The sequence below is a fragment of the Streptomyces zagrosensis genome (assembly GCF_014203645.1).
GTDB classification, from domain to species: Bacteria; Actinomycetota; Actinomycetes; order Streptomycetales; family Streptomycetaceae; genus Streptomyces; species Streptomyces zagrosensis.
In genome coordinates, this window is sequence record NZ_JACHJL010000017.1 from 59,543 (window position 1) to 73,934 (window position 14,392).

Below are 14,392 nucleotides of genomic sequence, written 5' to 3' on the forward strand. Positions count from 1 at the left end.
ACCACCGTTTCCCTGACGCTGGTTGCCACCGACGAGCGCGACCGCACCGTCGGCGTGCTCTCCGCCACCGCCCCCCGGCACCCTCATCGGCATGGCCATGAGCAACGGCTACCCGGCCGACAAGACCATGGCCCTGAGCCTGTTCGTCGCCAAGATCCACGGCCTGGCCGTCACCGAACACGCCCGCGGCCAGGGCATCGCCGCCGTGCGGCTCAAGCGGACCTGACAGGTCCACCAGTTGCTCGGCTACTTCCTGCTGTACGGCTCTTACGAGACCGACCGCGGCCTGGCAGCCTTCTACGCCCGCCGCGGCTACACCGTCCACGCCCCTGGCGAGACCTTTCCCCTGGACCGCATCGCCCTGCCCCTCCGGCTCGGCGCAGGCGATGACCAGCGCGTCTTCACTCGCTAGCGCCCTCGTCACTGATGAGGACGCCGAGTCGGGGCCCGCTCACCGTCCGGCTCAACCGCAGGAGGATCACCGCTCTGCGGGGTCACCATCACCACGAACCGGCGGCCAAATCATCACGCTGAGCTACATGTCGTTTGGTTCGTCGTTGGTTAACGGCACCCCGACGTACGGCACCGGCCGCCACATCGAGGTCCTGGCGATGCCGTACCTCCTGAACGACAAGACCGCGCCGCGCAGTCCATACCTCCAAGCCGGAGTAGCCGACCTCAATCCCGCGAACATCACCGTCTGCCGGGGCCGGTACCGGGTGATCGACGCCAGCGGCATCTGAAAGACAGCGGACCCAGCCCCTGAGCATCACCGATGGCTATACGCCACCTGGCCGTAGCTATACGAGAACAGGGCCGGCTCGGTGACCTCGGCAACGACGCCGTTCGGCTGCCTCTTGCGGATCGTCTTTGAGACCAGTCTCGCCTTCCGCGCCGTGCTGGTTTCGGCCGACAGCCGCAGGGAGTCGATGCCTGGGTGGTGGCGTTCGAGGTCGGGCCAGAAGTCGCTGGCCAGCACGGTGGACAGAAGCTGTAGTCCTGACTCGGCTGGCGTTCTGACAGGTAGTCGACGATGAGGTCCGTACCGGATCACACCGAAGGTGGCAGCGGTCCACGAGCCCGGCGGGGCCGACCTGGCCTGAGTGGTTGACGATGGTCAGAAGAGCGGCTGAGGCGTTGGGCGGAAAGTGGCCGAGGTCGCGGAGCCAGACGTAGGCGAGGCGGATACCGCGGATTGCGGATCGGCACCCCTGGAGGCGGGCCAGGCAGTCTCCGACGGTGAAGTCCTGAATCCTTCCGCCGTAGGCCACCATGATCTGCGCGATCGCTTTGCGCGCCCCCAACGCGTGACGTCCCCGCTGGTCGGTGGGAGGTCCGGCGGTTTCCCATCGCGCGAATCCTTCGGGGTCGGGGACCGCTTGGATAGCCGGCCGAAGAAATTTGGACGGATTGGATACGAGCCAGGGCAGGCCAGCCTCGCCAATATCGCGGCGCCTGGTCGGCCCCCGTCCGTCTTCCTTCGAGCTCAACATCCGCTTGCGCAAGACGCTCGGCTGGAAGGCGCCAGCCGAGCGTCTGTCTGAACCACTCGCCGCTTGATCAACTCACCGCGTGTGGCAACGATCCTCGGATCTGCCCGGGGCCGGGGCAGATCCGAGGCCCGGCCTCAGGTCATGCCTGTGCGTAGGGGGAGCGTTGTGGTTCGTTTTCAGCGCACCCGGTAGAAGCGCTGGGTGACTTTACCGTCCCCGGTGACATCGAAGTGCCCGTAAGCGGCGATGCCGTTCAACTCCTCTGACGTGCTCTCCACGAGAATCCCACCGACCCACTTGATGCCCCCGCGGCCATCGGATCGTCCCCTTCCGTACCCCTTCCAGACGGCGATCACCTCGCCGTCCGGCGAGCTGACAACAACCTCCGCCGATCCTTCGAACACGCCCGTCGGACGTGCCCTTTGCACGTAGGTGACGATGTCCTCCACCTGCCTGCCAGCCATAGTGCCGGAGTCGATGGTGCTGATCTCGATGACCGGGTATGGCGTTTCCACGTTCAGGACACGCCGGGCCACGACCTTTCCTGTCACGCGGATGAACTCGCTTTCACTTACGTCACTCACGCTACCTCCTCGGGTCAGTCGTCTTATGAAGAGGAAATAGTTGTTCGGTAGATGCTGCAAGCGCATCTACCGGCCATACCGTCACCCAATGATTATTCCTGAGTGAAGGGCTTTTGGGTGGTCAAAGCAGATGAGGAGATGCCGATCTCGGAATAAATATTAAGTGAGGCGTTGATCCAAACTCGCCGAAGCCCCTCCCATCGTCTGAGCTGGGAGTGAGCCTTCGGAAAGGTCGGCAGGTAACCGGAAGCTGCACCTCACGAAGGCCCGCAGCATCTTTCGCAAGCCCCGACTTCGGCCCATTGCAGGGGACATGCCGCGGTGTTGGAACAACAGGTGGGTGAAGAACGCGACTGCGTGTGGCTGAATCGTCGATGGTGCTCGGGTCGGCGTCCAACCTGCGCCCCTGTCTCACCGATCTGCGGCCGATTACGGAGGGCGTCTCCGCTCGGAGGTTGGAGACTCCCAATTCCATGCGTTTGAGCCAACCTTGAGATCGGCTTCCGCGTAGGAGAAAGGGCATTTTCGGGGGGCGTCGTATCCGGCATCGCAAGGAAAGCCCGTGGTGTCGAGCTTTCGCTTTACACCAGGGGAGGGGAATGTCCAGTAAAACAGGAGACAGATGAGGCACATCATGCTGACGGAAATCCAGCACCCTGTGCGACCGCTTCTGCCGAAGGTCGTAGTGTGCCGGGAAAACCAAACACGAACGCAGCCGTCGGTGATTGTCCCGGCCGGTGACTATGCGTACCCGGCCGGGTCATCGCCGGACGACGCTGGGCTGATAGCGCGGAGCTCGCGCGCGGTCGATCCCCACGCCCGAGCCGCGCAACGGGCATAAAGATCACTTACCGCTGCGTACGCACCATCACTCGCGAGGTGCACTCGTTGGGCCGGAACCGGCGGCCAGAGGCGCCACACATGCCCCTCACCTGCTGCACAGGGTGCCGGGCGAACAACCTTGCCCTCTCAACGGGAGACATCCCATGAGCACTGCCAGCATCGCCCTCGACGCCAATGAGGTGCGTCAGCATTTCCCTTACTTCACTGACATCTCATCCGCGCTGTCACCGATCTACCTGGACAACGCCGCCACCTCACAGCGTGTCCAGGAGGCGATCGGCGCCGTCGTGTCGTCGATGACGCACCGCAACTCCAACGTGCACCGCGGTACCTACGATCTGGCTGTCGCCGCCACCGAACAATTCGAGGCCGACCGGCAGACGATCGCCTCCTTCGTGGGTGCCCAGGCCAATGAGATCGTCTTCACCAAAAACGCCACCGAGGCTCTCAACCTGCTCGCCCACTGCCTGCGGGAGGCCGACGCCCCCTACGGGCTACGGCAGGACGACACCATCGTGGTCACCGAAATGGAGCACCACTCCAACATCGTCCCCTGGCGACAGGCCGCCCGTGCCACCGGATGCCACGTGCGTTATATGAGGCCAGCTGCGGACGGCCGCGTGGACATCAGCACCCTGCACGACGCGATCACCACGCGCACCAAGATAGTTGCGCTGGCCCACGTCTCTCACCTACTGGGCACCCTCACCGACCTGGCACCGATCGTGGAACGAGCCCACCAGGTAGGGGCCATGGTCGTAGTCGATGCCGCGCAATCCGCTCCCCACCTGCCCATTGACGTCACCGACCTGGCGGCGGACTTCCTCGTCTTCACCGGCCACAAAATGTGCGGACCGACCGGGATAGGGGTCCTGTGGGGCCGCACCGAACTGCTGCACGCCCTGCCCCCCTTCCTCGGCGGCGGCAACACCCTGGACGACCTCTCTTTGACGGACATGACCTTCGCCGCACCGCCCCAGCGCTTCGAGGCGGGAACACCTCCCATTGCGGAAGTGGCCGGGCTAGCAGCCGCCGCCACCTTCCTGAGCTCGCTAGGTATGGAACGCATCCGCCGACACGACCGCACGCTGACCGCACACGCGCTGCAGCGCCTGCGCGCCGACCGCCGGGTCGCGGTCCTGGGACCGTACGACCCCGAACAGCGAGGCGCGGTCATCTCATTCGTCATGGAAGGCCATGACCCGATGCACCTGGCCCAGCGGCTCAGCGCCGCCGGCATCGCCGTCCGCGCGGGAAACATGTGTGCCCAACTGGCTCACGACCGTCTGAACCTTCGCTCTTCCATCCGCCTGTCGACCTACCTCTACAACACCACTGACGACATCGACGCCCTCATAGACGCCCTCCCCTCTCCCCGGATGGTCCTCACATGAGCCAGTGGCAGCATCGTTTCGCCCACGCCCCCACTGACCGCGTCCGCCTGTACGACCAGGTGCTGGCGCCCGCCGTCTTCCACCCGTGGGCCTGCTACCTGGCCGGCGCCATCGGCCCCTGTACCGGCGCCCAAGCCCTGGACGTAGCCTGCGGAACCGGCACACTCACCCGCGTACTGGCCACCTCCATCGGCTCGGAAGGCTCGGTCACCGGTACGGACATCAGCGACGGCATGCTCGGCGCCGCCCGCGGCACAGCACCCGCGCTCGGAGCCCCCCAGCGCTACCTCCAATCACCAGCAGCGCCCTTGGACCAGATCGACGACGGGCGCTTCGACCTGACGTGTTGCCAGCACGGCCTACAGTTTTTCCCCGACCGCCCCGCCGCGGCCCGCGAGTGGCACCGTGTGACTAAACCCGGCGGCACCCTGGCCGTCGCCATCTGGGCGCCCCTGGAGCACAATCCCCTGTTCGACGCGCTCCACCACGCTGTCGCCGTCACGCTGAGCGCGGACTATGCCGAGAAGTTCGCCCACCCCTGGAGTCTGCCCGCGCCCCAAGCCCGCGCTGTTATCGAGGAGGCCGGCTTCACTCATGTTCGACACCACCGAGCACTACTGCCCACCACCTTCCCCGGCGGGGCAAAGGACCTGCTGACCGTCTACCAGTTCTCCCCTATAGCCGACGTCATCACAGGCTTGGACCTCCACGCCCGACGCCACCTGGAACAAGCCGTGGACCACCGGCTTGCTCCTTTTCAAGATGAAACCGCGATCACTGCCCCTACCAGCGTGGAAATCATCGTCGCCACCCGCTGACACCACAGGCCTGACTACATCGAGCAGTAGTGAGTTCTGGCGCAGATCTCGGGGGGGCGGTCGCGGAGCGTCACCTCAGCGTTCGATTGCGAGGGGACAGGCTCGCGTGAGACCGCGCACGCCTTACCACCTGGAAACGGGAAGTGACGCCCCATCGGGTTCATGGTCGTCGCTGTCGTGGTCGGCTTTGGCCGGTGATGGTGCTGGTCATGCTGAACGATGCATCGTTTTGGAATTCGCTTGTGTTCGAGGGGATCGACGACGTGGATGTCGGGTGGTGACAGTCGCGTTCGGCACGGTCGAAGTCCTTGGCGACCTGGCCGACCGAGCGATCGCCGCGACGGCACAGTTGCACTATCTCGGCCTTGAACTCCGACGTGAACGAGCGGCGAGCGCGACGAGGCTTCTTCCCATGCTCTCCATGATGGACATCCTCTCCCGGGGATGAACCGCCGATCTCGAATGTCCGTCGAACCGGAACAAGCTCAGGGGGTGTCCGGGATCGAGAAGTAGAAATTATCGCGGCTGAGGGCGAGGAACCCGCTGGGGGTTTCCCCATAGGTCGATATCGCGCGGTAGACCGTATCGAAACCAAGAGCAACGGTGGTCATCGCGCACACGCTCATGAGACGACATGGCTCAATCATGGGCGGAGAGGGCAGGATTCGAATCTGTGAAGGCCATAAGACCCGACCAGAACGAGAGCTCTGGCCCCCGATCGGCCACTCCGGGCACCTCTCCTTAGCTCCGGTTCGGTTTCCCTTGCCGTAATACGACCCATCCTGCCAGGCACCTCTGACTTTTCGGTGACGCGGCGCTGACGCCCTGTCGGGGCGGTGCGCCGCTGGCCGGCGCGCCGCCCCGAATGCCATCCGGGCGAGGTCACAGCCGCTTGAGTCCGATGTACTGCAGAGCGGCGAATCCGCCGACCACCAGGCTCTGTAGCACGATCCAAACCGCGCCGACACCGGTCGGGGACAGGGCGTCGGAGACCACCACCACCAAGCTGAGCGCGAACCACATCAGGTTCGCCGCGATCACCGTCGTCAGCCCTGTGCGACTGATCTCCTGTCGCGTCGCGATGGCCAGCACTCCCAGCACGTAGAGCAGCAGGAACGCCCCCACCAGGTACTGGACCCCCGTGCTGACACCGAAGAAGGAATCGAGGACCGTAGCGAGGGCCAGGTAGGCGATGCCGTTGAGGCCGGTGACCACCGCGTCCAGCTTGAGCACCAGTCGGGCGAAATCGTCGGATGCCGTCGCCGTCGCGGGTGAGGCCGCCCCGTCGTACTGCGTCGAAGCCACTGTCGTCTTCCTCTCGTACGTCAGGGAGTTGCCCGGATACGGAAGTGGCTCGTTCAGAGCCGCCGGCCGTAGCTGAACGGTAGGCGGCGCCGGAACGGGCCATCAATTACTTCTGAGGTAATCAGCCGGTTGCGTTTAGTGGCTCGCGCTGCCAGTCGAGGACCCCCGTTCTGCGCCGCCCCTCGACGGAAGAGGTTCCGCGCAGGGTCAGCCGCTCAACTCCAACCGTGTCCGGACGGTTTGGGCCGTGCTGCCCACCTAATTGCCCACGAAGACCACATTCGACGATCGCGCCTAGCACCACATGCTCGCCCCCGCAGCCACCCACGCTCTGCCCGAACTCGCTCACCTCACCAGCTCAGCTACCGCCGGTCTCGCCCACATACTCCCCGCCTTCGGCATTGCGAAAGCCCTGTCCGGGCCACGACCGGCTGCCGTCGGTGCGCTGCTCGCCTCGGTATCCGCCAACCCGTCCCCGTCTACTTTCCGATTCACCACAAGGTCTGCCCACGGCACGGAATCTGGCTCAGCGATCTCGGAGAACTCCACCTCGGCCTCTCCGTATGCCCCGAGATCACCGCCGCCCAGCACCGGACGAACCGGCTTCTCCGCCGCTTCGCAGCCCAGCAACTCACCCTCGCCCACCAAGCCGCGGTCAACACCGCCCCACCCTGGCCGGCCTCCCCAGCCGCCGTAGCGCATTGCTGTAGATACCGGCTCCTCGCATTGCAGACCCACAATTGCCGACGCGACATCCCGGCCGACTTCGATACCTACGCTCACGCCGCGATTTACCCCGATGCCATCGAACTCACCGCGGCAATACTCGCCAAGATCCCTCACGGTCCAGCAAGATCCACTGGCGAAGATCCTCGGCATTTTCGAACGGTGGGCCCCCGTGGGTCACGGTCACTTCGCCACTGGACATCCCTCGTCGCAGGTCACAACGACCGCCTCCGGGACGCCCCGGTGACACAGAACAGCAGGTCCGTAGCATCGACCGGCGCACGGGAGAGCCCGGAGGGCGTTGACTCGACAACGGGCCGGAGCAAGGACGGCTTGTGGTCGGCGGATGCAAGGCCGTCTTGGCCAGCTGGCCGGCGCGGAGGGCGCGGCGGTTGCGCAGCCACATGTACAGCCTTTTGCGGCCGAGCCGGCGGAGGGGTGTTTGATAGCCAGCCATCAAGGCGAGCAGGCCAGTGTTGGTGAGTCGAGCGCGCGGTGGTCGGCGGCCAGACAAGCCACTGCGTAGTGGTCGAATGACGGGCTAGGTGTTCCGGAATCTGGGAAGCGGCCCCTTTGCGGGCATGTACGGATGGGAATCGGGCACCGAGTGCGTCCTTTTTGTCGCAGATCATGAACCTACCTGTGGGCTTGCCGGCATGCATCCGGAGATATTCGGTCAATAAATGGTCATCATTCCACTGACCGTGAGGGTATTAGCTTGTGTATAAAAGGATGCACAGCCTCAAACGGGATCGATACAGGCGCTGCCTAAGCACTCGGTCATGACGACCTGATGCAGGGGCGCCAGCTCGCTAATGGAATGCACACAGGAGGTTTAGTCATGCGATTACGGACCATCCTATTGGCAGCCTTAGGTGCGGGGTGCGCTCTGGTGGGGCCGCTGTCCGTCTCCGCTTCCGCTGACGGGCAGTCGCGAAACGTGAACGTGGCCACGGGCCGGTGCCTGGACAGCAACCGCGGAGGTGACGCCTACACACTGGGCTGCAATGGCGGCAACTATCAGATCTGGGCGGTGCAGTACGACGGCCGCGAGGGTGCACAGGTCAAGAGCCTGGCCACGGGAAAATGCTTGGACAGTAATGGCGCCGGCAATGTCTACACGCTGGGCTGTAACGGCGGCAACTACCAGCGCTGGGTGGCGCACAATTCAGGCGACCACGTCGTCGTATGGAAGAACGTGGCTACGGGCAAGTGCCTAGATAGCAACCACGCCGGTCATGTCTACGCGCTGGGCTGCAACGGCGGCAATTACCAGCGCTGGGGATTGTGAACTTCGGGCAGGGCCGCACTGTAAAGACCCCACAGCCTCACCGCGAAGTGTGGAGAGCCTCACCGCGAAGTATGGAGAGTCCAGGCACGCGGGACGGTTGCTGATCCGCCGGCCCTCCCGGCTTAGCGCTGGAGCTCCCTCCCGCACGGAGCGGTCTGAGGCAAGGTCGCGAAGCAAGGCCGCGAAGCCAGTTGGACGGCCACTGAGGTCCTACCTCAGCGGCCGTCCGCACCGCGTCAAGTGCTGGTTCCGGACTCCGCCGCTCAAGCGTCGCGCGGCAAGCGCGACGCGGCCTGTTCCCGTCCCGCCGCAGTTCGTAGGCATGCTGCGTGCCCATGTGCTGAGCGCACTTCTCGCCTGGCCAAGCGGCCTTGCGATCTCCGGCACGCCGGGAACTCGTTCTGGCTCTACTCCGGAGTGGACCCGGCCGAGTGCGTCCGCCGCGCCGGCCAGAGCGTCGAGGTTCTCTTTCGCCACTACGTCACGTTCCTTGACGGCCTTCGAGAACAGGCGAAGCGTCTCATCGAGCAGTCCATGAACGAGTGGCAGCGCGTCAGTCAAGGTGCGTACCCGAGGGCTGAACCGAGGGTTTGGTCCGTGACTGGTCCGGAAGCACTGGTCAGCAGGGGTGCAGTCATGGGAGGAATTGGGAGTTAGCGCGCGCTGGGCCCGGTCGAGAGCAAGTCGCGCGAAGGGCGCCTGACGGACAAAAGTCCAGTTCAGGCGCCCATTTCCCGCTTCTAGAAGAACCCCAGCGCCTTCGGCGAGTACGACACCAGTCTGCTGGCGGTACACCATGTGCAGCGCTCTGACCTGTAGGGGAAGAGGTGCTTGTGGGACGGGTGTTGGACTGGCCCGGGACTGGTCCGGATCTTGTGGACCATGCGCTTGCGCGGGGGAGCAAGCGCGGCCGATCCACCGCGACCCGGTGTCACTGGGTCCATTCCCGTGTGTGCAGGGAGCATGGAAGAACGGTGGCCTGGTGAAGCTGCGCACTGGGTAGTCGTGTCTCAATGGACATCGCGTCGATCGAGGCGCCGGGTCGCTCGGTGCCGTCGGCGTCGTAGGCCGGCGTCCACGCCTTCTTCGGGATCTTAAGCACGGCCTGGTGGATGGCGTCGGTGATGGTCATTGCGATGGAATACGAAAGCCACCGGCCAGGCTTGGAGAGCCAGTCGAGAAAGGCGTGGGTGCCGCCGGCGGAGTCGGTGCGGATCAGCGTCTGCCGGCCCCGCCGCAGGTGTGTGGGGAGTTGCGCCAGGGCGAGTTGGGTGGTCGCGATGTGGTCGCAGGCGGTGTTGGACCCGGCATTGCTGGGCCGCAGCAAGGTGGCTACCGGCTCTCCGGAACCGGCTGGGCCGTGGTCGCGAACGCGACGAGCGGGTGATGGCCGAAGGTCTTCTTCCAGGTCGCGGTGGCGTCCTGCTTCTCACAGTGCGCAAGGACGAGTACGCCGTCGATGTCCACGATCACCTGCCCGTCGGCGGCCGGACCGTTCGCCCCGGCCAGTTCCCCAACACGCGACCGCACTTCGGCCCGCGCCGACCGGATCGCTGTGAGGGCCTTCGGTCCGGCTGCGGCAAGGGCGTCGATGAGCCGGGAGACCGTGGGGTCGGACGCCACGGGGCCGAACATGTGGGGCTCGGCCCGCAGCATGGCGACATCGGCGAGGCAGTCGTCGCCCAGAGCCGTTGCGAGCGCGACATCCAGCAGGACTTTCCCCGGCTCGTGCACGGCCCGCGGCTTGCGCCACGGCGCCAGTGCCGCCGATACCGCGGTGTCCAGCCCCACCTTGCGGACCGTCTCGACCATCAGCACCGATCCGGCCTGGGAGACCGCCCCGCTGCCACCGCCCTCGACTCGGACACGCGGGTACAACCCGATACGCTTGCTCACCTGGAGAGTGCTTCTTTCCGTGCAGCCAACAGGACCCTAGACAAGTCCCATCGTTGCAGGTCAGGGGCGCTCTCCGCTTATTTGATCAAGACATGGACGAGCACGCTCATGAAAGCGCGAGGCTAGTCGCACGAGGTCGTTCGACACTATAGGGACAGTTTTTACGATGACTGTCGATGTACCAGTACTGGTTTGAAACTTCGAACCTCGGGGGCAGAGCCTGTCTCAATGAGGGAGAGCAAGGTATCGGCGATTTGTTTGGGCGTGGGAGCGTCAAGCGCAACGGACGTCAATGCGGGGCGCAGAAGCGAAGACTGGACAAGGTCGTCGGCGCCTACGACGGCGACGTCTTTGGGGACGAGATAGCCTTTGTTCTGCAATGCATGTAGCAGCAAGGACGCATAATTGTCGTTGAAGGCAAAGACCGCGTCCAGGTTGCGCTCGGCCCAATCGTCAGCCAATGCTTCAGCGGACTGGGCGGTATAGGCCATGCTCAGCGCTGTTACGGTGGCTGCTGTCTTCGATGCCACCTCTTGAGCGCCACGCAAACGCGGCTCGGCAATGGCGAGCAAACCGCGCTCTTCTGGCATGATGATGCCTATTGTCTGACGGCCTCGAGCCACCAGGTGTTCCACAGCGGTAGCCCCGACGCTCGCGTGATCCAGATCAATCGTAAAAACACCATCGACCGGCCGACTGGCTAGAGACACAACCGCTTTGATACCCGCTCGGCGCAATATCGCAGCACCCTGCGCAGTCAAGTTCTCGGCTTCCAGGACGATGACCCCGGCCGGCCGTATTTCCGCCCATGAACGGGCAGCTGTGACCGGGTCGGAAAACCGTCCCACATGCAGCACCAACGTGTACCCATGCTGCTCGAACTCGCTCTGCAAGCCATCGATCCAGTCGCTGACCGCCGTGCCGATGGCCATCGCGGCTACAGGCATCAACACGAGATGGCTCCGCCCTGCCCGGAGCGACCGTGCAGCGGCATGAGGGACATATCCGAGCTGATCAGCAGCAGCCAACACCTTGGCCCGGGTTGCTTCGCTCACTCGCTGCTGCTGGGTGTTGTTCAGTGCGAACGACACTGTGGCTCGGGAGACGCCGGCCAGCCGCGCCACATCCGCACTCGTAACGACACGACCTGTCTTCTCTTCTCCCATAACGCCCCTCCGCAGCCCTCGGCTCAGGTCCAAGCTACACGGGTAACCGGGTAGAGAGACGTGCGCGGTGCCGGGCCGATCGTTCCTGGATCTGCGCACTCGGACTCTGGGGCCCAGGACCCGGCCGTCGCTCCGTCCCTTCGACGCCAGGGGATTTTCTCAGGTCTCCTGGCAGAAGACCCCTCTGCGGTGATGGTCGCGTACAGCCATGGATTCGCCACGGTGCGTCATTGAGGGCCGCTATTCTTCCCTGCTCGCCATCCAGGTGCTACACAGGAGTCACGGCGCTTTATTACTCGTGTAACTAACGAGAGCGCAAGTCCACATCTCGCCTGGATGGCAGCCATGCACCACCGCACTGCTCCTTACGTCGCCACCGAAACCGCCACGCCGCCTCTTGGCGCCTCTCGGCCTCCCCCGACAGTGTCGCCGGGTGCGCTGATGCTGCCGGTGGCCGGCCCTTCGGTCTCCGAAGCGCGGCGCCATGTGAAGCAGACTCTGCGTGAGCGACACGTGTTGCCGGATGTCATCGACACCGCGTGCCTGCTCGTCTCGGAGGTCGTCGGCAATGCCGTGAGGCACGCACGAAGCCATGCCGGCATAGAACTGTGTATACGGACGGAATCGGCGCGGGTCATGGTCAGCGTCCATGACGGCGATCCGCAGTTGCCCGATCAGTGCAAAGCTCCGCCAGGCATCGAGGAATTGGGCGCCGAACAGGAAAGCGGTCGTGGGCTGTTGCTGCTCTCCTCGCTCGCCGACGAGTGGGGAGCGCAGGCTGGCCGTTCCGGCAAGGATGTGTGGTTCACACTTCTTAGGTGAGTTGCTCACGGCGAGTGCTGGAACAACCCCCTTCCTTCGTCCCCCCACCGGCTGTGGCGAACCCCGCCGTTAACGTGCTGGCAGCACCGTACTGGATCATTGCTATCGATTGTGGCGAATGGGTGGCATGTCACCCGAATATGGCAGTCAGAAGCGGTTCTGCTGAGTAGGAGATCACTGAAGTGCTGCCTGGCGCTGCCATCGACTGCAGAGTTCCGGAATCCACTGCTGCCCAACATCTTTCGCAAGACACCCCGAGGAGAGGCCTTATGCCCCGACCCGAACATACGCAGGTAGCCATCGTCGGCGACGGCCCCGTCGGCCTGTTGCTCGCACATCTCTTGCATCTCGAAGGAATCGACACCGTTGTCCTAGAGGTGCGCGACCGAAGGTATGTGGAGCAGCGCCAGCGCGCTGGCATTTCGGAACAGAACACCGTCGACACACTGCGAAAGGCTGGTGCCGCCGACCGGCTCGATCGTGAGGCCCTGCCCCATGACGGCAGCGAGCTCCGTTTCGATGGGCGTCGGCACTGCGTGGACTTTCCTTCCCTCCTCGGCTTACGACGAGTGTGGGTCTACGCGCAGACCGAGGTGGTCCAAGACCTGATCGCCTTGCGCCTGGCCGATAGCGCGCCGATGCTGTTCAACGCCCCCGTGCGCTCCGTTGAGGGTGTCACCGGCGACCGATGCGTCACGGCTTACACCCATAACGGCATGCCCAAGAGACTGACGTGCGATTTCGTGGTCGGCGCAGACGGATACCACGCAGTGGTCCGCCACGCCGTCCTCTCCACCGCCCGCCGCACCCACGAACGGACCTATCCCTACTTCTGGCTGGGCGTCCTTGCCGAGGCACCCCCCGCCTCCCAGGAGCTCATCTACGCTCACTCCCATCGGGGCTTCGCTCCGGCCAGCATGAAATCATCCACGGCGAGCAGGCTGTACCTGCAAGTGCCCAACGGCGAGGACCCGGCCGCCTGGCCGGACAAGCGCATCTGGGACGAACTGGACACTCGCCTGGCAGTCGACGAGTCATGGCAGCTGAATCGCGGTCCCATCACCGCCAAGGCCGTCCTCCCCATGCGGAGTTGGGTTACTGAACCTCTCAGGTACGGCCGGGTGCTGTTCGCTGGCGACGCGGCCCGTACCGTCCCTCCTACTGGGGCCAAAGGTCTCAACCTCGCCGCCTCCGAGGTCACCGCCCTCGCGGCTGCCCTATCCAGCTGCTATGCCACTGGCGCTTCCGATCTTCTCGACGCCTACTCGGACACCTGCCTGCAGCGGGTCTGGCGGGCGGAACACTTCTCGTACCTCATGACGACCACCATGCACATCGCTCCCGGCCTGTCCACTCGAGACAGCGCTGTAGCTGTCCCAACTGGACCGATGGGCAACCTCGACGACCGCCGCCGCGGAGCTCGCCGACAACTACGTTGGCCCCCCGGCTTCCGCAGCGGGAGCCCAAGCCGGCCGTCGCGAAGACCAGCGGTGAGTGATCGGCATACCTCCGCACCCGGACGCGGCTGGCCCGCCCGCAAGTCATCGGCTGATGCGGGTCCACCGCTGGTGCCGCACTGTTCACTGCGACTGGTGGTCAGTGGTCGGCGCAGGGCGTGGACGCCCACCACGCGGTCCTTCTGGCTGGCCAGATCCTCGGGGTCCGCTTCCTGGCCGGACCCCACCGGAAACCTTCATCCGGCGAGCCGGACGACATCGCGCTGCTCTCCGTCCAACGTGATCGCATGCGAGCCTTCACCGCCGCGGTCGGTTCACTGCGAGGGCGTGTGTGCGGGAGCCTCCTCGCCGGCCCGTAAACGGACCCCAACGCATGCAGCCGAACTCTGGAGCACGCGGTCCGGCCTGCGACGTCCGACGAGTTCGGAATGGAGGCCCCGCTGCTTAAGTGGGAATGGGGAGAAGCCGCCCCGACGCTGCTCTTCTCATTCCGGCCGTGCGGTGGTAAAAATGGAGCCATATCAGGTAACACGTGTTACTACGGCCGTTGCGCAACACCTTCTTGACTCTCCGTTCTCATTGTTGCCTTTCGGTCGG

At 64.6% G+C, this 14,392-nt stretch carries 13 protein-coding genes, 1 tRNA gene and 2 pseudogenes; 9 read left to right on the forward strand and 7 right to left on the reverse strand.

From position 1 onward, the window contains the following. Positions 1–91 precede the first annotated feature (91 nt). From FHS42_RS38310 to FHS42_RS27010, 3 genes are all read left to right on the forward strand, one after another. Positions 92–226: a hypothetical protein gene (locus FHS42_RS38310; protein WP_281392873.1), complete on the forward strand. Its 135-nt coding sequence runs from the start codon at positions 92–94 to the stop codon at positions 224–226. A gap of 12 nt (positions 227–238) precedes the next feature. After that, a complete protein-coding gene (locus FHS42_RS37495) occupies positions 239–412 on the forward strand; it encodes a hypothetical protein (protein WP_246495459.1) in 174 nt (57 codons plus the stop codon). A gap of 127 nt (positions 413–539) precedes the next feature. Then, positions 540–743 (forward strand): hypothetical protein, encoded by a 204-nt coding sequence (locus tag FHS42_RS27010; RefSeq protein WP_184576423.1) that lies wholly within the window; start codon positions 540–542, stop codon positions 741–743. Between the two features lie 26 nt (positions 744–769). Here FHS42_RS27010 and FHS42_RS27015 read toward each other — a convergent pair whose 3' ends face one another. Both FHS42_RS27015 and FHS42_RS27020 read right to left on the reverse strand, forming a co-directional pair. Continuing rightward, the gene (locus FHS42_RS27015; RefSeq protein ID WP_184576425.1) at positions 770–979 is read right to left on the reverse strand and encodes a hypothetical protein; all 210 of its coding nucleotides are present in this window, start codon (positions 977–979) and stop codon (positions 770–772) included. Between the two features lie 690 nt (positions 980–1,669). Continuing rightward, complete coding sequence (locus tag FHS42_RS27020; RefSeq protein WP_184576427.1) at positions 1,670–2,077, reverse strand: hypothetical protein; 408 nt, start codon at positions 2,075–2,077, stop codon at positions 1,670–1,672. Positions 2,078–3,063: 986 nt separating this feature from the next. Here FHS42_RS27020 and FHS42_RS27025 point away from each other — a divergent pair. From FHS42_RS27025 to FHS42_RS39200, 3 genes are all read left to right on the forward strand, one after another. Further along, positions 3,064–4,314, forward strand: coding sequence for an aminotransferase class V-fold PLP-dependent enzyme (locus FHS42_RS27025; protein ID WP_184576429.1), 1,251 nt, complete (start codon positions 3,064–3,066; stop codon positions 4,312–4,314). Continuing rightward, a complete protein-coding gene (locus FHS42_RS27030; protein ID WP_184576430.1) occupies positions 4,311–5,132 on the forward strand; it encodes a class I SAM-dependent methyltransferase in 822 nt (273 codons plus the stop codon). Before FHS42_RS27025 ends, FHS42_RS27030 begins: the two co-directional genes overlap by 4 nt. A gap of 274 nt (positions 5,133–5,406) precedes the next feature. After that, positions 5,407–5,580, forward strand: coding sequence for a hypothetical protein (locus FHS42_RS39200; protein ID WP_184576432.1), 174 nt, complete (start codon positions 5,407–5,409; stop codon positions 5,578–5,580). Positions 5,581–5,617: 37 nt separating this feature from the next. On the opposite strand, the gene FHS42_RS27040 is transcribed toward FHS42_RS39200, so the two are convergent. From FHS42_RS27040 to FHS42_RS27050, 3 genes are all read right to left on the reverse strand, one after another. Continuing rightward, a complete protein-coding gene (locus FHS42_RS27040; RefSeq protein WP_184576434.1) occupies positions 5,618–5,779 on the reverse strand; it encodes a hypothetical protein in 162 nt (53 codons plus the stop codon). 3 nt (positions 5,780–5,782) lie between these two features. Further along, positions 5,783–5,873 (reverse strand) — tRNA-Glu (locus FHS42_RS27045). Positions 5,874–6,014: 141 nt separating this feature from the next. After that, a complete protein-coding gene (locus FHS42_RS27050) occupies positions 6,015–6,437 on the reverse strand; it encodes a hypothetical protein (protein WP_184576436.1) in 423 nt (140 codons plus the stop codon). Positions 6,438–8,004: 1,567 nt separating this feature from the next. Between FHS42_RS27050 and FHS42_RS27055 the strand changes: the two genes are divergently transcribed. Beyond that, entirely contained in the window at positions 8,005–8,454 is a 450-nt protein-coding gene (locus FHS42_RS27055; protein WP_184576438.1) for an RICIN domain-containing protein, read from the forward strand. A 1,033-nt stretch (positions 8,455–9,487) separates the two neighbouring features. Here the strand turns inward: FHS42_RS27055 and FHS42_RS27060 are convergent. Together FHS42_RS27060 and FHS42_RS27065 are read right to left on the reverse strand one after the other, a co-directional pair. After that, positions 9,488–10,350: pseudogene (locus FHS42_RS27060) on the reverse strand (transposase); the annotation flags it as partial. A 161-nt stretch (positions 10,351–10,511) separates the two neighbouring features. Continuing rightward, a complete protein-coding gene (locus tag FHS42_RS27065; RefSeq protein ID WP_184576440.1) occupies positions 10,512–11,516 on the reverse strand; it encodes a LacI family DNA-binding transcriptional regulator in 1,005 nt (334 codons plus the stop codon). 441 nt (positions 11,517–11,957) lie between these two features. On the opposite strand from FHS42_RS27065, the gene FHS42_RS27070 reads away from it, so the two are divergent. Next, complete coding sequence (locus FHS42_RS27070; RefSeq protein ID WP_184576443.1) at positions 11,958–12,338, forward strand: ATP-binding protein; 381 nt, start codon at positions 11,958–11,960, stop codon at positions 12,336–12,338. Between the two features lie 269 nt (positions 12,339–12,607). Further along, positions 12,608–13,832: pseudogene (locus FHS42_RS27075) on the forward strand (4-hydroxybenzoate 3-monooxygenase). Positions 13,833–14,392 lie beyond the last annotated feature (560 nt).